The following is a 20,725-nucleotide window of genomic DNA, read 5'->3' on the forward strand; positions in this document are numbered from 1 at the left end:
CGGCCGGTAAGGTCTGGTGCCGTGTCAAAGCCGCTCAGTCTTCCTTTCGACCCCATCGCCCGCGCCGACGAACACTGGAAACAGCGCTGGGGAAACGTGCCGTCCATGGCCGCCATCACCTCGATCATGCGGGCGCAGCAGATCCTGCTCGCCGAGGTCGACGCGGTCGTCAGGCCGTACGGACTGACCTTCGCGCGCTACGAGGCACTCGTGCTGCTCACCTTCTCCAAGGCGGGCGAGCTGCCGATGTCCAAGATCGGCGAGCGGCTCATGGTGCACCCCACGTCCGTGACGAACACCGTGGACCGCCTGGTCAGGTCCGGTCTCGTCGCCAAGCGCCCCAACCCCAACGACGGCCGCGGGACCCTCGCCTCCATCACCGACAAGGGCCGCGAGGTCTGCGACGCGGCCACGCGCGACCTGATGGAGATGGACTTCGGTCTCGGCGCCTACGACGCCGAGGAGTGCGGGGAGATCTTCGCGATGCTGCGGCCGCTGAGGGTCGCCGCGGAGGACTTCGACGAGGAGTGACCCGGGCCGCCGACCCGGGGAAAGATCGCCCGGAACGGGTGGTTACGCTCGTCCTCATGAAAAAGAGCGTGTTCACCCGCTACCGCGTTTTGGCGTACACCACGGGTGTGCTGCTGGTCCTGCTCTGCCTGAGCATGATCGCCAAGTACCTCCTGAAGATCGACGGCGCCGGGAGCTTCACCGAGGTCGTCGCCATCGCGCACGGCTGGCTGTACGTCGTGTACCTCCTCTTCGCCTTCGACCTGGGCTCCAAGGCGAAGTGGCCGGTCGGGAAGCAGCTGTGGGTGCTCCTCGCGGGCACGATCCCGACGGCCGCGTTCTTCGTCGAGCGGAAGATCAGCCACGAGCTGGAGGGTCACTTCGCCGAGCCGGTTCCGGTCGCCGCGAAGGTCTGAGCCGCACGGCTCCCACTGCTCTCACCGCCGTACGAGTTGCGTACGGCGGTCAGCCATCGACATTTACTAGGACGTCCTAGTAAATTCGAAGGTATGGACGCTGAAGCCATCGCAGAGGGCCGCCGACGCTGGCAGGCCCGGTTCGACGCCGCACGCACGCGTGAGGCCGATTTCACCACGCTCTCCGGAGACGCCGTAGAGCCGGTGTACGGGCCTCGCCCCGGGGACAGGTACGACGGCTTCGAGCGGATCGGGTGGCCCGGGGAGTACCCCTACACGCGCGGGCTGTACGCGACGGGCTACCGGGGGCGGACGTGGACCATCCGGCAGTTCGCCGGGTTCGGGAACGCCGAGCAGACCAACGAGCGGTACAAGAAGATCCTCGCCAACGGCGGCGGGGGTCTGTCGGTGGCCTTCGACATGCCGACCCTCATGGGGCGGGACTCCGACGACCCGCGCTCGCTCGGCGAGGTCGGGCACTGCGGGGTCGCCATCGACTCCGCCGCCGACATGGAGGTCCTCTTCAAGGGCATCCCGCTGGGTGACGTCACGACGTCGATGACGATCAGCGGGCCGGCCGTCCCGGTCTTCTGCATGTACCTGGTGGCGGCCGAGCGGCAGGGCGTGGACCCGGCCGTCCTCAACGGCACGCTCCAGACGGACATCTTCAAGGAGTACATCGCCCAGAAGGAGTGGCTCTTCGAGCCCGAGCCGCACCTGCGCCTCATCGGCGACCTCATGGAGTACTGCGCGACCGGCATCCCCGCCTACAAGCCGCTGTCCGTCTCCGGCTACCACATCCGCGAGGCCGGCTCCACGGCCGCGCAGGAGCTGGCGTACACGCTGGCGGACGGCTTCGGGTACGTCGAACTCGGCCTGTCCCGGGGCCTGGACGTGGACGTCTTCGCGCCCGGCCTGTCCTTCTTCTTCGACGCGCACGTCGACTTCTTCGAGGAGATCGCCAAGTTCCGCGCGGCGCGCCGCATTTGGGCCCGCTGGATGCGGGACGTCTACGGCGCCAAGTCCGAGAAGGCCCAGTGGCTGCGCTTCCACACCCAGACCGCCGGCGTCTCGCTGACCGCGCAGCAGCCGTACAACAACGTGGTGCGTACGGCAGTCGAGGCGCTCGCCGCGGTCCTCGGCGGGACCAACTCGCTGCACACCAACGCGCTGGACGAGACCCTCGCGCTGCCCAGTGAGCAGGCGGCGGAGATCGCGCTGCGGACGCAGCAGGTGCTGATGGAGGAGACCGGAGTCGCCAACGTGGCGGATCCGCTGGGTGGTTCGTGGTACGTCGAGCAGCTCACCGACCGGATCGAGGCGGACGCCGAGAAGATCTTCGAGCAGATCAGGGAGCGGGGGCTGCGGGCCCACCCGGACGGGCAGCACCCGATCGGGCCGATCACCTCCGGCATCCTGCGCGGCATCGAGGACGGCTGGTTCACCGGCGAGATCGCCGAGGCCGCGTTCCAGTACCAGCGGTCCGTCGAGAAGGGCGACAAGCGGGTCGTGGGCGTCAATGTGCACCACGGGTCGGTCACCGGCGACCTGGAGATCCTGCGCGTCAGCCACGAGGTGGAGCGCGACCAGATCCAGGAGTTGGGCGCGCGCAAGGGCGTACGGGACGAGGCGGCCGTAGCGGCGGCTCTGGACGCGATGCTGGCGGCCGCGCGGGACGGGTCGAACATGATCGGGCCGATGCTGGACGCCGCGCGGGCGGAGGCGACGCTGGGGGAGATCTGCGGGGTGCTGCGGGACGAGTGGGGGGTTTACACGGAGCCCGCGGGCTTCTAGGCCGGACCCGGCCGATCGGGCCGCAGGAGACCGGCGGGGCCCGATCGGCGCCGGTATCGGGGCCGGGTGCGTGACGCCGCGAGGCGGCGGTGGGCGGAGCCGAGAGCGGGGGAGCCGGCGGTCGGCGGCAGTGTCGTACGTGTGCGTGTTGGGCCTCGCGTCTGTGGGGGTGGGCGAAGTCGGGAGTGGGGAGTCGTAGCGGCCGGCGACAGCGCCGCAGGTGTGCGTGTTGGGCCCCGTGTCCGCGGGGGCGGGGGGACTCGGCGACCGATGGCAACGGCGCAGATGTGCCTGCCAAGCCTCGCGGCTGCGGAAGAGGGGGAGTGGAGAGCGGGGGAGTCGGCGACCGACGGCAGCGCCGCAGGTGTGTGTGCTGGGCCTCGCGTCTGTGGAGGTGGGCGAAGCCGAAAGCGGGGAGTCGTAGCGACCGACGGCAGCGCCGCAGGTGTGTGTGCTGGGCCTCGCGTCTGTGGAGGTGGGCGAAGTCGGGAGCGGGGAGGCGTGGCGGTCGGCGACAGCGCCGCAGGTGTGTGTGCCTGACCCCGTGTCTGTGGAGGTGGGGGGAGCTGGAGTCGGCGGCCGGCGGCAGTGTCTCGGGTGTGCGTGCCGGGCCCCGCGGTCGTGACCGGGTTCGCCGGGCAGATCCTAGGGGTTGCTGAGTGACGTCAGGCCGAGCAGGAGGACCTGGGTGAAGCTGTGGACCCACTCCTCGTCGGCCGGTTCCGCGCTCACCAGGGTGCGGTGGACGACCGCGCCCGCGACCACGTCGAAGATGAGGTCGGCCGTGCGGGCGGCTTCCTCCGGGTCGGTCTCCGGGGGGAGTTCGCCGCGGGCCTGGGCCCTGGCTCTGCCCTCCAGGACCAGGCATTTCTGGCGGTCGACGATCGACTCGCGGATGCGGTCGCGCAGGGCGTCGTCGTGGATCGATTCGGCTACCACCGCCATCAGGCCGCTCTTCGCCTCCGGGCGGGCCAGGATCGCCGCGAACTGGAGGACCACGCCCTCGATGTCGGCGGCCAGCGTGCCCCGGTCGGGGAGGTGGAGCTCGTCGAAGAGCTCCGCCACCGCGTCGACGACGAGTTCGTTCTTGCCTGCCCAGCGGCGGTAGAGGGTGGTTTTTGCAACCCCCGCGCGCGTGGCGACGTCTCCCAACGTGAGCTTGGACCAGCCGAGTTCGACCAGTGCCTCCCGGGTCGCCGCCAGGATCGCGGTGTCCGCGGTGGTGCTGCGGGGGCGTCCCGCGGCGCGTGGGGCGGGAGTGCTGCTCTGCATCCCCTGACCATAACCGGCGGTTCCTGTGGTGCAGTGAGGGAGATCACCGGGTATCTGTATCCGCGAAGGGGCCAGTGCTATTACGCTACGGGTCGTAGCGTAACCACTGGGCGCAGGGTGGGGACCCGGCGTCGAACAGTTCACAACAGGCTTGCGGCAGACCGGCTTTCACAACGCTTTTCATTCACACGCGCGGACGGGGGAGGATAGACGCATGCAGCCACGGAACATGTCCATGAGCGGAGTCGTCGACCTCGCCGCGGTGAAGGCGGCCCAGGAGGCCAAGGTCAAGGCGGAGCAGGCACGCGCCGAGACCGCCAGGCAGGGCGGCGGCGGGGCCGTCTCCCCGGCCGACCTGGTGATCGACGTAGATGAGGCGGGGTTCGAGAGCGAGGTCCTGCAGCGGTCCACCGAGGTCCCGGTCGTCATCGACTTCTGGGCCGAGTGGTGCGAGCCGTGCAAGCAGCTGAGCCCGCTCCTGGAGCGGCTCGCGCTTGATTACAACGGACGCTTCGTCCTTGCCAAGATCGACGTCGACGCCAATCAGATGCTGATGCAGCAGTTCGGGGTGCAGGGCATCCCGGCCGTCTTCGCGGTGGTCGCGGGCCAGGCGCTGCCGCTCTTCCAGGGTGCCGCCGCCGAGTCGCAGATCCGGGAGACCCTCGACCAGCTGATCCAGGTCGCCGAGCAGCGCTTCGGCCTCACCGGTCTCGACGTCGACCCCGACGCCGCGCCGGGCGAGCGGCCCGAGGTCGTCGCCGAGGTGCCGGCGGGACCGTACGACGCGCTGCTCGAAGCCGCCGTACAGGCGCTGGACGCGGGGGACTTCGGCGGAGCCGTGCAGGCGTACAAGAACGTGCTCAGCGACGACCCGGGCAACTCCGAGGCCAAACTGGGGCTCGCCCAGGCCGAGTTGCTGCACCGTGTCTCGACGCTCGACCCGCAGCAGGTGCGCACCGAGGCCGCCGAGAAGCCGGGTGACGTGCCGGCGCAGATCGCCGCCGCCGACCTGGATCTGGTGGGCGGTCATGTCGAGGACGCCTTCAGCCGGCTGATCGACACCGTGCGGCGCACGGTGGGTGACGACCGGGATGCCGTACGGCTGCGGCTGCTGGAGCTGTTCGAGGTCGTCGGGGCCGATGACCCCAGGGTGACGGCGGCCCGGCGGGCCCTGGCGCGGGCGCTGTTCTGAGCGGGGCGCGGGGCCGGTTCTGACCAGTCGGTAAACCTCGTGACCTGTGTTGCCGGAGTGAAAGATTTGCCGACGGAGTGTCACTGCGGCCGCGCTTTACCAAATCTTGGTAATCGCGGCCGCTGTTACTTGGAGTAAGTCGAGGGCGTTGATCTGTCGGATTCCGCCCGGGTGTCAACTGATTTGTCCTGGCCCACGATGACACCCAGCGTCGTCGACCGATACCGGCGGGTCGTTGTTCGGTTATCCGGCCGTTACTACCCAGTAACGAAGCCCCTTGTGCGGGCGGCGAGAATGCACCACGATCGGCGACGCTCGGTCCATTTCCGTACCCCGACAGCCGGTCGGGCCGACGGGGTTTCCTGGGTCCCCACCGAGTAGAGCCGGAACAATGGAGTCGGCTCTTGGACAGGGGGGTCTTCGCCTCACGGCGGAGCCTGTCCAGCAAGGTTGTGCGTGATGTGCGTCAGGCGCGACCAGTGGTTGTCGCTCGGGGGTGATCGCCGGTGATCGGTGCGCGGTTCGCGCCTCCGAGGACGGGCGCTCCCCTTCCCGAGGACGTAGCACTTCTCCCATCCCTGCCCGGCTGAGCCGCCAACTGGGGGCAGTCAGGGCCAGGAGATGTACGTCCGAGAAGGAGGAAATATGGAGTCCCAGGTGCGTGGCGGGACGAGATGGAAGCGCTTCGCTGTGGTCATGGTGCCCAGCGTCGCCGCTACGGCGTGTATAGGTGTCGCCCTCGCGCAGGGTGCTCTCGCCGCGTCATTCAGCGTTTCCGGCCAGTCGTTCAAGGTGACGGCGGACAAGCTCGTCGGTACGGGCTTCAGCCAGTACGGGGCCATTGACTCGGGGTACAACCTCGACGGCTCGAAGACGGCTCACCCGGTCGCGGTGTCGGCGTTTAGCAGCGCCGAGATCACGAACATGTGCCAGTCCGTGGTCACCCCGAACATCCCGCTGCTCGGCTCGGTGAGTCTGACGCTGACGGCGGGTGGGAACGGTACGCCGGTCGAGGCCGACAATCTCTACATCGATGTCGACAACCTCTCCGCCGACGCGACGTTCGAGAACATGCGGATCGGCGTGGCCGGCAAGGACCTCAAGGGTCCGGGTATCAAGAGCGGCGATGCGGCCAACCCGTTCGGGTTCGGTCAGGACGCCGACAAGGCGACTCTGGTCGGCGTGAAGCAGACGGCGTGGGCCACCACTGCCGGAACCTTCAAGCTCAGCGGACTGAAGATGTCGCTGTCGACGGGTACCCACGAGTGCTACTGAGCACTCGCTGACGGGCGGGGGAGCCGGTGGCGCCCCCGCCCGTCCACCTTCCAACCGCACCTTCACACGAGGTGCAACTCTCCACCACAGCAACGCCGTACCAGGGAGCTGTTTTCCATGAGCGCCGAGACTCCTGCCGCATCCGGCCAGTTCGCCCGCCGGAGGCTGCAGTTTCGTGCCTGGCGTGGCACGAGGCCGTTCTGGGCCGGTCTGTTCGTCATGCTCGGCGGACTCCCGATCGCCTACTTCCCGTACGCACACCTCCAGGTGGGCCATCTGACGCTGGCGATGGCCACCACCGCGGGCTCCGGGTCCCTGATCATCGGCGTACTGCTGGTCGTCCTGGGCTTCAGCCTCTGGTACCAGAAGCACGTGCGCACCTTCGCGGGTGTCGCGGCGATCCTGCTGGCGCTGGTGTCCATCCCCGTGTCCAACCTCGGCGGCTTCCTGGTCGGCTTCCTCCTCGCCATGGTCGGCGGGGCGCTGGCCGTGTCGTGGGCGCCGGGCGCACCGCCGGAGCCGCAGGCGCTGCAGGACGTCGCACAGGGAGAGGGCGGCGCGCCCGCCGCGGCCGCACCGTACGAGGCGGCGCCGCACGACTCCGCGTCGTACTACGCCAAGCCCCAGGAGCCCGCGCCGTACGAGTCCGCCGACGGTACGGACGAGCCGAACGATCTGTCAGGAACGAGCCCGGTGAACAACGGGGCGAACGGGAGGCACAGTGCCGGCTGACGAGGTGACCCACGGGACTGATGTGGACGAGTCCCGTGTGAGAACCGGGCCGCGGCATGCGGCACCCAAGAAGCCGCTGTTCACCAGGCTCCACATGCCCGCCGGCAAGGCGATAGCCACGGTGGCGATGCCGACCGCCGTGATCATGGGGATGGGCTTCACGTCCTCGCTCGCCCTCGCCGACAACGGATCGACGACCTCGCCGTCGTCGAAGAGCCTGACGGCCGACGAGTACAAGGACTGTGTCGCCGCCCTCGCCGGGTCGACGGCGAGCCCCTCGGCGACGCCGTCCACGTCCGCGAGCGAGTCCGCCGACTCGTCCAAGGACGAGGCGACGCCCTCGGCCACGGCCACCGGCGACGCGGACTCGGGCAAGGCATCTTCGGGTTCGTCGGATTCAGGTTCCGACGACACGGCCACGCCCACGCCGTCCGCGAGCAAGTCGGCGGATTCGAGCGGTTCGTCGAGCAGTACCGCCACCGCGACGCCCTCCGCGTCCGCGAGCAGCGGCAACCTGCTGGACACCATCGGCGACGCCATCACCGGGATCCTCACCGGCGGTTCGTCGAACTCCGACTCCACGGCGAGCGCCACCCCGACGCCGACCGCGTCCGCCTCGGCGAGCGCCACGAAGGACGCGTCCACCGGCGACTCCTCCAGCGTGTCCGACACCGTCAAGGACACGACGAAGAAGGTCACCGACACGGTGAACGACACCGTGAAGGACACGACCGACACGGCGTCCAAGGCGGCCGAGGACACCACCAAGGCAGTAGAGGACGCGGCTTCGGCCACGGCCACCCCGAGCCCGTCCGCGAGCGAGAGCGCCGACACCTCGGACTGCCCGGTCGCCACGGACGACACCAGCGGCGTCGACAACAAGGTGCTGCTGCCGGACGACCCGTGGTACCTGAACGCCAGCTCGCTGCTGCTCAAGGGCGCGGACTACCAGGGCGTCGTCGAGGTGAAGACGGCCAACGGGACGATCAAGAAGGTCCTGAAGTACGTCATCTCCAGCGGGACCGACATCGGCGACCTGCACCAGACGGTGAACGACAAGCAGTCCGGCAAGACGTACCACGTGCAGGCGGCCGCCGGCTCGACGTCCACCATCCGCGACGGCGACACCGTGATGTACACGGAGTCCATCTCGGGCAACCTGTTCGGCCTGATCCCGATCACGTTCGACCCGGACAACCCGCCGCCGCTGAACATCCCGCTGATCTACTTCACCAACGTGAAGGTGGTCCAGGCCGGCCAGATGGGCGGCACGCTGACCATCCCCGGGCTGCACAATTACATCACCGGCTGAGCGTCCGCACAGACCCGTTCGGGAGCCGCGCACGACTGAGGGCGCCCCCTGTCGCAGGGGGCGCCCTCAGTGCCGTACAAGAGCGCCTGCGTCCGCAGGTCAGGCGTGGACGTCGATGTAGTACGAGGGGCCGTAGGTGGTGCCCTTCACCGTCGAGACGTACAGACGGTAGGTCCTGTCCTCGACGAGATCGCCGGACTTCCACGGGGTGCAGTAGCCGGCGGCGTGGCCGCGGGTGTTGGTCGTCCGCTCCGGGACCCCGTCGAAGGGCGGGTAGTCGAGCGCGGCCTCGACGGCCCAGCCGTCCGCACTGGTGTCGCAGGCCCTGATGGAGTCACCGGGGATCGAGCCGTCCGGGTCGGCGTTGAAGGTCGCGTACCCGGCATCTCCATAGGCGTCGATGCTCACCTGTCCCGCCCACGCCTGGCCCTGTAGGGCCGCGACCAGGCCGACGGCGCACGCGCCGGTCGCCAGTGCCCGTGTCATCGTTCTACGAGTCTTCATGGAGTGTCCTCCCCCTTGCTGATCAGTGGTCGGAAAGGAGAGTGACATAAGACGATCATCTTGGGAAGTTCTTTACGCTCGGCGAGAAGCCCGGAACGTGCTGAGGGCGCCCCCTGTCACAGGGGGCGCCCTCAGTGCCGTACAAGAGCCTTCAGCGGTACGTCAGTTGCCCTCGCCGCCGCCGAGGTGGTGGACGCGGAGCATGTTCGTGGTGCCGGCCACGCCGGGGGGCGAACCGGCGGTGATGATGACGGTCTCGCCCGGGTTGAAGCGGTTGATCTTGGCGATCTCGCCGTCGACCATGTCGACCATCTCGTCCGTGCTGTTGACGAACGGCACCACGTGCGACTCCACGCCCCAGCTGAGCGTGAGCTGGTTGCGGGTGCTCTCGTCGGTCGTGAACGCGACGATCGGCTGCGAGGCGCGGTAGCGGGACAGCCGGCGGGCGGTGTCACCGGACTGCGTGAAGGCCACCAGGGCCCGGCCGCCGAGGAAGTCGGCGATCTCGCACGCGGCACGCGCGATCGAACCACCCTGCGTACGCGGCTTCTTGCCCGGCACGAGCGGCTGCAGGCCCTTGCTGAGCAGCTCCTCCTCGGCCGCGACGACGATCTTCGACATCGTCTGCACGGTCTCGATCGGGTAGGCGCCGACCGAGGACTCGGCGGACAGCATGACCGCGTCCGCGCCGTCCAGGATCGCGTTGGCCACGTCGGAGGCCTCGGCGCGCGTGGGGCGGGAGTTGGTGATCATCGACTCCATCATCTGGGTCGCCACGATCACCGGCTTGGCGTTCCGCCGGCACAGCTCCACGAGGCGCTTCTGCACCATCGGGACCTTCTCCAGCGGGTACTCGACGGCGAGGTCGCCGCGGGCCACCATCACCGCGTCGAAGGCCGCGACCACGGCCTCCATGTTGGCGACCGCCTGCGGCTTCTCCACCTTGGCGATGACGGGGACCCGGCGGCCCTCCTCGTCCATCACCTTGTGGACGTCGTACACGTCGCTCGCGTCGCGCACGAAGGACAGGGCGACCATGTCGCAGCCCATCCGCAGGGCGAAGCGCAGGTCCTCGACGTCCTTCTCGGACAGCGCGGGCACGTTCACGGCCGCGCCGGGCAGGTTGATGCCCTTGTGGTCGGAGATGACGCCGCCCTCGATGACGATCGTCTTCACGCGCGGGCCCTCGACGCTCAGGACCTTCAGCTCGACGTTGCCGTCGTTGATGAGGACCTGGTCGCCGCGGGAGACGTCACCGGGCAGGCCCTTGTACGTCGTCCCGCAGATGGTCTTGTCGCCCTGGATGTCCTCGGTGGTGATGGTGAACTCGTCACCGCGCACCAGCTCGACGGGACCCTCCGCGAAGGTCTCCAGGCGGATCTTCGGGCCCTGCAGGTCGGCGAGGACGCCGATGGCACGGCCGGTCTCCTTGGCCGCGGCACGGACGCGGTCGTACCGCCCCTGGTGCTCGGCGTGGGTGCCATGGCTGAAATTGAAGCGGGCCACATTCATGCCGGCCTCGATCAGCGACACGAGTTGTTCGTGGGAGTCGACCGCGGGGCCGAGAGTACAGACGATTTTCGAACGGCGCATGGGACGATCCTATCGGTTTGTTTCGCTACGGAATATTCCGTCTGGCGGAAGATACAAATGGGCGGGCATGCGCTCAGGCGTTGTAATTTCCGACCAGTGCATAGGTCTGTGTGGCGATCTCCAATTCCTCGTCCGTCGGCACCACCGCGACCGCGACCCGCCCGGACGCGGGCGAGATCAGCCGCGGCTCGTCACTCCGTACGGCGTTCAGCGCCCCGTCGACCTGGAGCCCCAGCAGTTCCAGGCCCGCGACGGCGGCCTCCCGCACGGCGCCCGCGTTCTCCCCGACGCCCGCGGTGAAGGCGACCGCGTCCACCTGGCCGAGTACCGCGCAGTAGGCACCGATGTACTTCTTCAATCGGTGAATGTAGATGTCGAAGGCCAGTTCCGCCTGTTCGTCACCCTCGTCGATCCGGCGCCGGATCTCCCGCATGTCGTTGTCCCCGCACAACCCGATCAGACCGCTCTTCTTGTTGAGAAGAGTGTCGATCTCATCGGTGGACATTTCGCCAACACGCATCAAATGGAAGATGACGGCCGGATCCAGGTCTCCCGACCGTGTCCCCATCACCAGCCCCTCCAACGGCGTCAGCCCCATGGACGTGTCCACACAGCGCCCACCCCGCACGGCCGAGGCGGACGCCCCGTTCCCGAGATGCAGCACGATGACATTCACGTCCTCGGGCGCTTTGCCGAGCAGCTTCGCCGTCGCCCGCGACACATACGCGTGCGAGGTCCCGTGGAACCCGTACCGCCGGATCCGGTACGCGTCCGCGGTCGCCACGTCGATCGCGTACCGCGCGGCCGACTCCGGCATCGTCGTGTGGAACGCCGTGTCGAAAACGGCCACCTGCGGCAGATCGGGCCGCAACGCCATCGCGGTCCGGATCCCGACGAGGTTCGCCGGATTGTGCAACGGCGCGACGGGGATGAGCCGTTCGATCTCCGCGAGCACGGCGTCATCGATGACCGTCGGCTCTGTGAAGACCAGCCCACCGTGCACGACCCGATGCCCGATGGCGGCCAACTCCGGTGAATCCAGGCCGAGTCCGTCCTTCGTCAGTTCTTCCGCTACGGCCTTCAGGGCGGCCTCGTGATCGGGGATCGGGCCGGTGGACTCCCGTACGGCACCGGTCGTGAGGCAGGTGTGCTTGAACCGGGACGTCTCCTCGCCGATCCGCTCGACGAGTCCTACGGCGAGACGGGTGCCGGCCGCCATGTCGAGCAGCTGGTACTTCACCGACGAGGAGCCGGAGTTGAGGACGAGGACACGGGTCGCGGTCACTGCTGGGAGGCCTTCTCGTTCGGGTTCTGTGCCTGGGTCTTCGGGTGCTGGGCCTGGATCGCCGTGATCGCGACGGTGTTGACGATGTCCGAGACGAGGGCGCCCCGGGACAGGTCGTTGACCGGCTTGCGCAAGCCCTGCAACACCGGCCCGACGGCGATCGCGCCGGCCGAACGCTGCACGGCCTTGTAGGTGTTGTTGCCGGTGTTCAGGTCGGGGAAGATCAACACGCTTGCCTGACCGGCGACTTCGGACTCCGGCATCTTGGTGGCGGCGACACTCGGCTCGACGGCGGCGTCGTACTGGATCGGCCCCTCGATCCGCAGGTCGGCCCGCCGCAGCCGGACCAGTTCGGTCGCCTCGCGCACCTTGTCGACGTCCGCGCCCGAGCCGGACGTACCGGTGGAGTACGACAGCATCGCGATCCGGGCCGAGACGCCGAACTGCTCGGCGGTGGCGGCCGATTGGATGGCGATGTCGGCCAACTGCTCCGCGTTCGGGTCGGGGTTGACCGCGCAGTCGCCGTACACCAGCACCTTGTCGGCGAGGCACATGAAGAAGACGGACGAGACGATGTCGGCGTCCGGCTTGGTCTTGATGATCTCGAAGGCGGGGCGGATGGTCGCGGCGGTGGAGTGCACGGCGCCGGAGACCATCCCGTCGGCGAGGCCTTCCTGGACCATCAGGGTGCCGAAGTAGTTCACGTCGGCGACGACGTCGTAGGCCAGCTCGACGGTGACGCCCTTGTGGGCGCGCAGGGCGGCGTACTTCTCGGCGAAGCGGTCGCGGAGTTCGGAGGTGTGCGGGTCGATCAGCTGGGCCGCGGTGAGGTCGATCCCGAGGTCGGCGGCCTTCTTGCGGATCTGGTCCTCGGGGCCGAGGAGGGTCAACTCGCAGACACCGCGCCGTAGTAGCACCTCGGCGGCGTGCAGGACGCGGGCTTCGGTGCCCTCGGGGAGGACGATCCGGCGCTTGTCGGAGCGGGCCCGCTCCAGGAGCGTGTGCTCGAACATCATCGGGGTGACCCGGTCGCTGCTCGGCGCGGAGACGCGCTTGAGGAGGTCGCCGGTGTCGACGTACCGCTCGAAGAGGCCGAGCGCGGTCTCCGCCTTGCGCGGGGTGGCCGCGTTCAACTTCCCCTCCAGGGAGAAGAGTTCGGCGGCGGTGGGGAAGGAGGTACCGGCCACGGAGACCACCGGGGTGCCCGGCGCGAGACGCGCGGCGAGGGTGAGGATGCCGTGGCTCGGCACCTCGTTCAGGGTGAGCAGGACGCCGGCTATCGGCGGGGTGCCGGCGCTGTGCGCGGCGAGGGCGCCGATGACGAGGTCGGCGCGGTCGCCGGGGGTGACGACGAGACAGCCCGGGGTCAGCGCCTTGAGGAAGTTGGGCAGCATCGCGCCGCCGAAGACGAAGTCGAGCGCGTCCCGGGCGAGCCCGGAGTCGTCGCCGAGGAGGACCTTGCCGCCGAGGGCGTGGGTGATCTGGGCGACGGTCGGCGCGGAGAGGGCGGGCTCGTCCGGGACGACGTAGCAGGGCACCGGCAGCCGGGTGTCGAGCCGGTCGGCGATCGCGTCGCGGTCCTCGCGGGCGACCCGGTTGGTGACCATGGCGAGGACGTCGCAGCCGAGGCCGTCGTAGGCGCGATAGGCGTTGCGCGTCTCGGCGAGCACGGACTCGGGGGTCTGCTTGCGGCCGCCGACGACGGGGATGACGGACGCGCCGAACTCGTTCGCGAGGCGGGCGTTGAGGGACAGCTCGTCCGGGAACTGGGTGTCCGCGTAGTCGGTGCCCAGGACGAGGACGACGTCGTAGTCACGCGCGACGAGATGGAACCGGTCGACGAGGGTCGACACCAGCTCGTCCGTCCCCTGCTCGGCCTGGAGGGCGGAGGCCTCGTGGTAGTCCATGCCGTAGACGGTCGCGGGGTCCTGGGAGAGCCGGTAGCGCGCACGCAGCAGTTCGAACAGACGATCGGGGCCGTCGTGGACGAGGGGTCGGAACACCCCCACCCGGTCGACCTGCCGGGTCAGGAGTTCCATGACCCCCAGCTCGACGACCTGACGGCCGTCGCCGCGGTCGATCCCGGTCACGTACACGCTGCGGGTCACGCGTGGTCTCCCCTTCGGGCAGTTTCGGGCAGTTTCTGGCAGTGCGGTTCGGCTTCTGGTGAGTGCGTTTCGGCGGTCATAAAAACCGCCCAGCGAGGTGAGCGGAACCCTCTTGACAGTACCTCCGGGGGTGGATAAGGCGCCCGCCAGTCCGGCGGAAGCGGCGATGCCCTGAGGGACGTGAAACAATCGGGTCCGGCTCACCGGTGTCAACAGCGAGCAGGAGACACAGCACGATGCGTATCGGAGTTCTCACCGCAGGCGGCGACTGCCCCGGCCTGAACGCCGTGATCCGGTCGGTCGTGCACCGAGCGGTCGACAACTACGGCGACGAGGTCATCGGCTTCGAGGACGGCTATGCCGGACTGCTCGAAGGCCACTACCGCAACCTCGACCTGGACGCGGTCAGCGGCATCCTCGCCCGCGGCGGCACGATCCTGGGTTCGTCACGACTGGAGCGGGACCGTCTCCGCGAGGCCTGCGAGAACGCGCTGGACATCGCGCGGGACTTCGGGATCGACGCCCTGATCCCGATCGGCGGCGAAGGCACCCTGACGGCGGCGCGCATGCTGAGCGACGCGGGCCTGCCGGTCGTAGGGGTCCCCAAAACGATCGACAACGACATCTCGTCGACGGACCGGACATTCGGCTTCGACACGGCGGTCGGGGTCGCGACGGAGGCGATGGACCGCCTGAAGACGACGGCGGAGTCGCACCAGCGGGTGATGGTCGTCGAGGTCATGGGCCGGCACGCGGGCTGGATCGCGCTGGAGTCCGGGATGGCGGCGGGCGCCCACGGCATCTGCCTGCCCGAGCGCCCCTTCGACCCGGCCGACCTGGTCAAGATGGTCGAGGAACGCTTCGCCCGCGGCAAGAAGTTCGCCGTCGTGTGCGTGGCCGAGGGCGCGCACCCCGCCGAGGGTTCCATGGACTACAACAAGGGCGAGATCGACCAGTTCGGCCACGAGCGCTTCCAGGGCATCGGCACGGCGCTGGCCTACGAGTTGGAGCGCCGCCTCGGCAAGGAGGCCAAGCCGGTCATCCTCGGCCACATCCAGCGCGGCGGCGTACCGACCGCGTACGACCGGGTGCTGGCGACCCGCTTCGGCTGGCACGCGGTGGAGGCCGCGCACCAGGGGGAGTTCGGGCGGATGACGGCGCTGCGGGGGACGGACGTGGTGATGGTGCCGCTGGCCGAGGCGGTCACCGAGCTGAAGACGGTGCCGAAGGACCGGATGGACGAGGCGGAGTCGGTTTTCTAGTCAGGTGCTTGTGCGTCTGGGGCTTCAGTTGGGCGTTCAGTAGGTGCTCCTCTCGACCATGGACCAGAAACGGCTGATGATCTGGTCGAGGAAGTCCCGGCCGGCCTCGCCCGCCTCGACGGCGGAGTTGCCGCCGCCCCAGCTGAGGGTGGCCACCATCTGCGCCTGGTAGTCCTCGTGCAACTCCTGGAGGGAGTCCTCCAGGAGCCGCCGGTCCAGGGGCACCATCTTGCCGATCTGGCGTACGTACGCCTGCCACCGCGTGGTCATGGCGCTGCGCAGCAACTCCGCGAGTCTGCTGTCGCGCCCGGTGACGCTGATGAAGTCGGGCAGCGAGAGGTCGAGGAGATCGGCGAGCGCGGAGGACTGGCGCTCGGTACCGCGCCACTCGTCGTGCTCCTCCATCCGCAGATACGCGAGGAGTTCGAGCCCGACGGCCCGCGCGACGTCCTCCGGCGCGAGGCCGCGCGCGAGGCGATGCTCACGCAGCGTGCGTGGCTTGCCGATGAGTTCGGCCGGGGAACACCACAACACGCCCGAGAGCGCGGTGAGTTCGGGACCGGAGGGCGCGGTGAGCCCACGCTCCCAGGCGATGACCAGGTCAGGCGTGACGTAAGGCAGCCCGTACGAGGCACGCATGCCGTACGCCACGTGTTCCGGGCCCATGTTGAGAGCGGTACGGAGCCGGTGGGCGGCGGGCGCGTTGAAGGGCGGAGTGGGCGGTGTCGGCGGCGTGGACTGGCTGGGTTGAGCTGGGGGTCGGCGCACGGGCCACAAGCTAGGGGTGCCTGAGTGCGGTGACTACGGTCTGTTCGGCCAGGATTACGGATTGTAGGAACGTACGGATTCGGTCGTGTGGGGGTGCGTGGGGGCGGGTGGGGAGTGATCGCCCGGGGGTGCGACGGGGGTGTGTCGTGACGCTGAGTGGTGGCCGTGGGGGTGCGGGAGGCGATTGATGGGCGGTGCATATGCCGCTCTACCTTGCCATTCGTCGGAGCGGCGAGGGCGTGGGGCTGCCGGGGGCTCTTCGGTCGGCGTCGGGTGTTTGGGCGGGGGTCGAAGAGGAGTGCGTTTGTGGTGGGGGTGGTGATCGGGTGTGGGGGGAAGTGGGGGGTGGCGCGAATTCGATGGTGGGTGTCCGGTGGGGTGGTGGTCGGGTCGTTCAGGTGCCCCCAGAGGAACTCCTTCGGTCTGCCCTGCCCGGGGAGGTTCGGCGCGAAGCCGCGTTCGCCGTAGAGGAGTTGTAGGCCCGTGGCGTGCAACTCGGCGTGGCTGCGGTCGAATTGGGGTTGCTGTGCGTAGGCCGAGGTGACATAGGGCGTCACTGTCAGACGTCTGGGGTCACCCTGCCGTCGTACCGACGAAGAACACCGCGTCCGGCTTGAACCACGCGCGCCGGTCGGGTGTACCCGCTTCTCGGTGTCCCTCAGGTGGGCACGCACTGCCGTGTATTCGGGCGGCTGTGCGGTCGGGACGGCGACCGTGGGCGGGGTTCGTGGGCGTACCGTGTTGGCACGCGATTCGGGGGCAGCGGCACGGGGACGGCACGATGGGCGAGCAGTACGGCGGGGATCACCAGGATTTCCGGGGCGTGGAGGTCAACGGGCCCTTCACCGTGAAGGCGGAGTACCACCAGCATGGGCTGGCGCCCACCGCGCTGGATGCCCTGCCTCCGAAGGCGGCCGGGTTCACTGGTCGAGGTGACCAACTCGCTGAGCTGCTGGGCGCGTTCGACCCGGATGGGGGCGAGGCGCCGGGAGCGGTGTTGGTCGCGGCGGTGTCCGGGCTCGGCGGTATCGGCAAGACCGCGCTCGCGGTGGAGGCGGTGCATGAAGCCTGTGCCAAGGGGTGGTTTCCGGGTGGGGTGCTCTTCGTCAACTTGCATGGGTACGACGATGATCGCGTTACGGCGGAACAGGCGCTGGAGACTCTGCTGAGGGGGTTGGGGACGCCTCCGGAGCACATTCCCAATGGGGTTGATGCGCGGGCCGCGCTGTATCGATCGGTGCTTGCGGCGCGGGAGCGGGAGTTGGGGGCTGTGCTGGTCCTGGCCGACAACGCGTCGGCGGCGGAGCAGGTGCGTCCGTTGCATCCCGGGGGTGTGCGGCACCGGCTGCTCGCCACCTCGCGGAGCAAGTTGCCTCAACTGGAGGCACGGCTGCTGGCGTTGGGGGAGTTGAGTCCGGAGGAGGCGTACGACCTTCTGGACCGAGCGTTGCGGATCGCCGCTCGGGATGATGCGCGGGTGGTGAATGAGGGTGAGGCGGCTGCCGAACTCGCCTTGCTGTGTGGGCATTTGCCCCTGGCTCTTCAGATCGCCGCGGCCTTGCTTGTCCTAGATAGGGACAAGCCTGTGGCCGAACTCGTGCTGGAACTCACCGAGTCCGGTGACCGGCTTCTGCACCTCGACGACGGCGAGCGCAGCGTGCGGGCCGCCTTTGACCTGTCGTACCGGCGTCTGTCGGCTGAACAGGCGCGGTTGCTAAGGCTGTTGGCTCTGGCTCCGGGGCCCGAGGTGACGGCTGAGGTCGTCGCCGCGTTGGACGGGGCGGATGCTGCACCGGTGCGTGTGCTTGATGCGTTGTGTCGCGCCCACCTTGTTGAGAGAGGGAGTGGGCGTGGTCGGTGGCGGTTGCATGACTTGGTGCGGGCGTTTGGGCTGAGGGTGGTCAAGGATGAGGAGGAGTTGTGGGAGGAGGGGGAGGCTGCGCGGGAGCGAGTGTTGGAGCTCTACTGCCGGTGGGCGTATGAGGCTGATGACCGGTTGCGGTGGTTGCCAGGTGCGGAGGAACCGGAGCGGTTCGGGAATCGGGCGGAAGCGTTGGCGTGGTTCGACGGAGAGCGGGCCGGGCTGGTGGCGGTAGTGCAGTGGGCACGAGAGGAGCGGTACGCGGACACGGCGGTGCGGCTGTCCGAGGCCCTGGCTGAGTATCTGGACTGGCGGCGCTCTTTCGACGACTTGATCACGGTGTGCGGTGTCGTCGGGGAGGCAGCCCATCGCGCCGGTAACCGGGTGGGCGAGGGTATCGCGTGGAGCAACCTCGGCAACGCTCTGCGGGAGGTGGGCCGGGTGGAGGAGGCGATCGATGCGCACGTGCGCGCCCGTACCTTGTTTCAGGTTTCCGGGGATCGTGACCATGAGGCCAACGCGTGGAACAACCTTGGCGTCGTCCTGCGGGAGGTGGGCCGGGTGGATGAGGCGATCGATGCGCACACCCGTGCCCGTGAGCTGTACCGGGGCGTTGGTGATCGTCATGGCGAGGCCATGGCGTGGAACAACCTCGGCCTCGCCCTGCAGGAGGCAGGCCCGGCGGGGGAGGCGATCGATGCGCACACCCGTGCCCGTGAGCTGTACCGGGGCATCGAGGACCGTCACTTCGAGGCCACGGCGTGGAACAACCTTGGCCTCGCCCTTCAGCTTGCGGACCGGACGGGGGAGGCGATCGATGCGCACAAGAAGGCTCTGATGATCTACCGGGAGTTCAAGGACGAGTACCGGGCCGGCACAGCCCTCCAAAATCTCGCCCTCGCCTACGAGAGCGAAGACTGCCCCGCCGAGGCCTGCGCCTGCTACGTCCAAGCCGCCGATGCCTACACCCGAGCCAACTCCCTCACCGAAGCTGCCCAAGCCCGCACCTGGGCCCAAGCGATCACCCCTTAACCGCCCCACCCAAAGCAAACCCCCCACCCAACCGCCTCGCCACCAGCACATACAACAAAATCACCGGCGTCGAATAAACAACAGAAAACGCCGCCAGCTGCCCATAAGCCACCATCCCCCGATTCCCGAAGAACTCATTGATGCTCACGCTCGCCGGCATCTGATCCGGCGTGAGCAGCAGCATGAACGGGACGAAGAAGTTCCCCCACATCATCACGAACGAGAAGACGGTCACGACCGCGACGCCCGGTCCCATCAGCGGGAGGACGATCCGCACGAGGGACTGAAGGGACGACGCGCCGTCGGTCCACGCGGCCTCCTCCAACTCCTTCGGTACGCCGTCCATGAAGTTCTTCATCAGCCAGATGGCGAAGGGGAGTTGGGACGCGGCGAAGAAGAAGATCGTGCCCTGCATGGTGTCGATGAGGTTCACCTGGACGAACAACGCGTACACCGGCACCATGATCGCGGTGATCGGAAGGCTGGTCGCGAAGAGGATCGTCAGGAGGAAGGGGCGGTTCAGGCGCGAGCGGAACCGGGACAGCGGGTATGCCGCCAGCGCCGCGCACACCACCGTCAGCAGCGTTCCGAACCCGCACAGGATCAGGCTGTTGAGCAGGGGCGTGAAGGTGATGTCCGAGTTCAGGATCGCGTGGAAGTTGTCCAGGGTCAGGCCGTCGGGGGCCTTCACCTTGAGGTCCGCGTGGGCGTCGAGGGACGACAGGACCACCCAGAGCAGCGGCAGCGCGAACGTCGCCGCGACCACCAGCAGCCCCGCGTCCGCCGCCAGGCGTCGGCTCTTGCGGCGGGAGGAGAGGGTGAGTGCCATGGGTCAGACCTCCGTTCGCAGCAGGCGCATGTAGATCACCGAGAAGAGCGAGCCGACCAGGAGCAGGAGCAGCGCGACCGCCGTGGCGTAGCCGATCATGCTGTTCTGGAAGGCCTGTTCGTACATGTAGAGGGGGAGGGTCTGGCTCTTGTTTCCCGGGCCGCCTCTCGTCATCACCCAGATCAGGCCGAAGACGGACAGGGTCTGCAGGGTGTTCAGCATCAGGTTCGTGCCGATCGAGCGGCGGATCATCGGCAGCGTGATGTGCCACATCCGGCGCCAGCCGCTCGCGCCGTCGACCTCCGCCGCCTCCGTGATCTCCTTGGGGATCTCGTTCAGGGCCGCTGAGTACACCAGCATCGAGAACGCCGTTCCCCGCCACACGTTCGCGAAGGACACCGCCAGGATCGGAAGCGTGAACAGCCAGTTCTGGGAGGGGAGATGGAGCCAGACCAGGATGGCGTCCAGGGTGCCCTCGCGGCGGAAGAAGGCGTAGAGGAGGAAGCCGGCGACGACCTCCGGGAGTACCCATGCCGTGATCACGATCGCGCCCGTGAGTGTGCGCACCGGTTTCGACGCGCGCTGCATCAGTGCGGCCAGGGCCAGGCCGATCGTGTTCTGACCGATCAGGGACGACAGGACCGTGAACACCAGCGTCAGCCATACGGCGTTCAGGAATTCCGAGTCCTTGAAGGCCGTGCGGAAATTCGCGAAGCCGACGAAGGAGGGGTGGGCCTGACCGGTGAGTTGGAGGTTGGTGAAAGCGATGTAGGCGCAGTAGCCGATCGGGACGGCCAGGAAGAGGAGCAGGAGGACCAGGGCGGGGGAGAGGGGGAGGAGGCGCGTGAGGGTTTGGGTGAACGGGCGTTTCGTGGTGGGGAGTTGGGGAATCGGGGCGTCGGGGCCGCCGGGCCCGGAGGGGACTTTCGTCACGCCCGGGCCCGCGTGCTGCGGTGTTGTCGTCATCGGCGGTTGCCGCC

Annotated in this window: 17 protein-coding genes; 9 read left to right on the forward strand and 8 right to left on the reverse strand. The window is 68.5% G+C overall.

Going from position 1 to position 20,725, the window contains the following annotated elements; all coding sequences use genetic code 11:
* Nucleotides 1-21: 21 nt before the first annotated feature.
* From OG496_RS37860 to OG496_RS37870, 3 genes are all read left to right on the forward strand, one after another.
* Entirely contained in the window at nucleotides 22-531 is a 510-nt protein-coding gene (locus OG496_RS37860) for a MarR family winged helix-turn-helix transcriptional regulator (RefSeq protein ID WP_405974060.1), read from the forward strand.
* A gap of 56 nt (nucleotides 532-587) precedes the next feature.
* Nucleotides 588-926, forward strand: coding sequence for a DUF3817 domain-containing protein (locus tag OG496_RS37865; protein ID WP_366489939.1), 339 nt, complete (start codon nucleotides 588-590; stop codon nucleotides 924-926).
* 93 nt (nucleotides 927-1,019) lie between these two features.
* Nucleotides 1,020-2,720 carry a methylmalonyl-CoA mutase gene (locus OG496_RS37870; protein WP_405974061.1) on the forward strand — a complete coding sequence of 567 codons (1,701 nt, stop codon included), beginning with the start codon at nucleotides 1,020-1,022 and terminating at the stop codon, nucleotides 2,718-2,720.
* A gap of 645 nt (nucleotides 2,721-3,365) precedes the next feature.
* Here the strand turns inward: OG496_RS37870 and OG496_RS37875 are convergent.
* On the reverse strand, nucleotides 3,366-3,992 hold the full coding sequence (locus OG496_RS37875; protein ID WP_366489941.1) for a TetR/AcrR family transcriptional regulator: 627 nt from the start codon (nucleotides 3,990-3,992) through the stop codon (nucleotides 3,366-3,368).
* Between the two features lie 214 nt (nucleotides 3,993-4,206).
* On the opposite strand from OG496_RS37875, the gene OG496_RS37880 reads away from it, so the two are divergent.
* The 4 genes from OG496_RS37880 to OG496_RS37895 all read left to right on the forward strand — a co-directional run bounded on the left by OG496_RS37880 (nucleotide 4,207) and on the right by OG496_RS37895 (nucleotide 8,503).
* Nucleotides 4,207-5,184: a tetratricopeptide repeat protein gene (locus OG496_RS37880; protein ID WP_405974062.1), complete on the forward strand. Its 978-nt coding sequence runs from the start codon at nucleotides 4,207-4,209 to the stop codon at nucleotides 5,182-5,184.
* A gap of 645 nt (nucleotides 5,185-5,829) precedes the next feature.
* The gene (locus OG496_RS37885) at nucleotides 5,830-6,459 is read left to right on the forward strand and encodes a DUF6230 family protein (RefSeq protein WP_366489944.1); all 630 of its coding nucleotides are present in this window, start codon (nucleotides 5,830-5,832) and stop codon (nucleotides 6,457-6,459) included.
* A gap of 117 nt (nucleotides 6,460-6,576) precedes the next feature.
* Nucleotides 6,577-7,191 carry a DUF6114 domain-containing protein gene (locus OG496_RS37890; protein ID WP_366489946.1) on the forward strand — a complete coding sequence of 205 codons (615 nt, stop codon included), beginning with the start codon at nucleotides 6,577-6,579 and terminating at the stop codon, nucleotides 7,189-7,191.
* Entirely contained in the window at nucleotides 7,181-8,503 is a 1,323-nt protein-coding gene (locus OG496_RS37895) for a hypothetical protein (RefSeq protein WP_366489947.1), read from the forward strand. The genes OG496_RS37890 and OG496_RS37895 overlap by 11 nt, the downstream gene beginning before the upstream one ends.
* A gap of 99 nt (nucleotides 8,504-8,602) precedes the next feature.
* On the opposite strand, the gene OG496_RS37900 is transcribed toward OG496_RS37895, so the two are convergent.
* From OG496_RS37900 to pta, 4 genes are all read right to left on the reverse strand, one after another.
* Nucleotides 8,603-9,007: a hypothetical protein gene (locus tag OG496_RS37900; protein WP_405974063.1), complete on the reverse strand. Its 405-nt coding sequence runs from the start codon at nucleotides 9,005-9,007 to the stop codon at nucleotides 8,603-8,605.
* 162 nt (nucleotides 9,008-9,169) lie between these two features.
* Entirely contained in the window at nucleotides 9,170-10,600 is a 1,431-nt protein-coding gene (gene pyk / locus OG496_RS37905) for a pyruvate kinase (RefSeq protein WP_405974064.1), read from the reverse strand.
* A 73-nt stretch (nucleotides 10,601-10,673) separates the two neighbouring features.
* Nucleotides 10,674-11,885, reverse strand: a complete 1,212-nt coding sequence (locus OG496_RS37910) for an acetate kinase (RefSeq protein ID WP_405974065.1) — start codon at nucleotides 11,883-11,885, stop codon at nucleotides 10,674-10,676.
* Nucleotides 11,882-13,993, reverse strand: a complete 2,112-nt coding sequence (gene pta / locus OG496_RS37915; protein WP_405974066.1) for a phosphate acetyltransferase — start codon at nucleotides 13,991-13,993, stop codon at nucleotides 11,882-11,884. The genes OG496_RS37910 and pta overlap by 4 nt, the downstream gene beginning before the upstream one ends.
* 236 nt (nucleotides 13,994-14,229) lie before the next feature.
* Between pta and OG496_RS37920 the strand changes: the two genes are divergently transcribed.
* A complete protein-coding gene (locus tag OG496_RS37920; protein WP_366489955.1) occupies nucleotides 14,230-15,255 on the forward strand; it encodes an ATP-dependent 6-phosphofructokinase in 1,026 nt (341 codons plus the stop codon).
* 36 nt (nucleotides 15,256-15,291) lie between these two features.
* On the opposite strand, the gene OG496_RS37925 is transcribed toward OG496_RS37920, so the two are convergent.
* Complete coding sequence (locus OG496_RS37925) at nucleotides 15,292-15,921, reverse strand: XRE family transcriptional regulator (RefSeq protein WP_405976794.1); 630 nt, start codon at nucleotides 15,919-15,921, stop codon at nucleotides 15,292-15,294.
* A gap of 883 nt (nucleotides 15,922-16,804) precedes the next feature.
* Between OG496_RS37925 and OG496_RS37930 the strand changes: the two genes are divergently transcribed.
* Nucleotides 16,805-18,916, forward strand: a complete 2,112-nt coding sequence (locus OG496_RS37930) for a tetratricopeptide repeat protein (protein WP_405974067.1) — start codon at nucleotides 16,805-16,807, stop codon at nucleotides 18,914-18,916.
* On the opposite strand, the gene OG496_RS37935 is transcribed toward OG496_RS37930, so the two are convergent.
* Together OG496_RS37935 and OG496_RS37940 are read right to left on the reverse strand one after the other, a co-directional pair.
* Nucleotides 18,906-19,745: a carbohydrate ABC transporter permease gene (locus OG496_RS37935; RefSeq protein WP_405974068.1), complete on the reverse strand. Its 840-nt coding sequence runs from the start codon at nucleotides 19,743-19,745 to the stop codon at nucleotides 18,906-18,908. The two genes, OG496_RS37930 and OG496_RS37935, sit on opposite strands and share 11 nt — an antisense overlap.
* Before the next feature lie 3 nt (nucleotides 19,746-19,748).
* Entirely contained in the window at nucleotides 19,749-20,711 is a 963-nt protein-coding gene (locus tag OG496_RS37940; protein ID WP_405974069.1) for a carbohydrate ABC transporter permease, read from the reverse strand.
* Between the last annotated feature and the right edge of the window lie 14 nt (nucleotides 20,712-20,725).

It is taken from the genome of Streptomyces sp. NBC_00988 (genome assembly GCF_045162645.1).
In the GTDB taxonomy this organism is placed as follows: domain Bacteria; phylum Actinomycetota; class Actinomycetes; order Streptomycetales; family Streptomycetaceae; genus Streptomyces.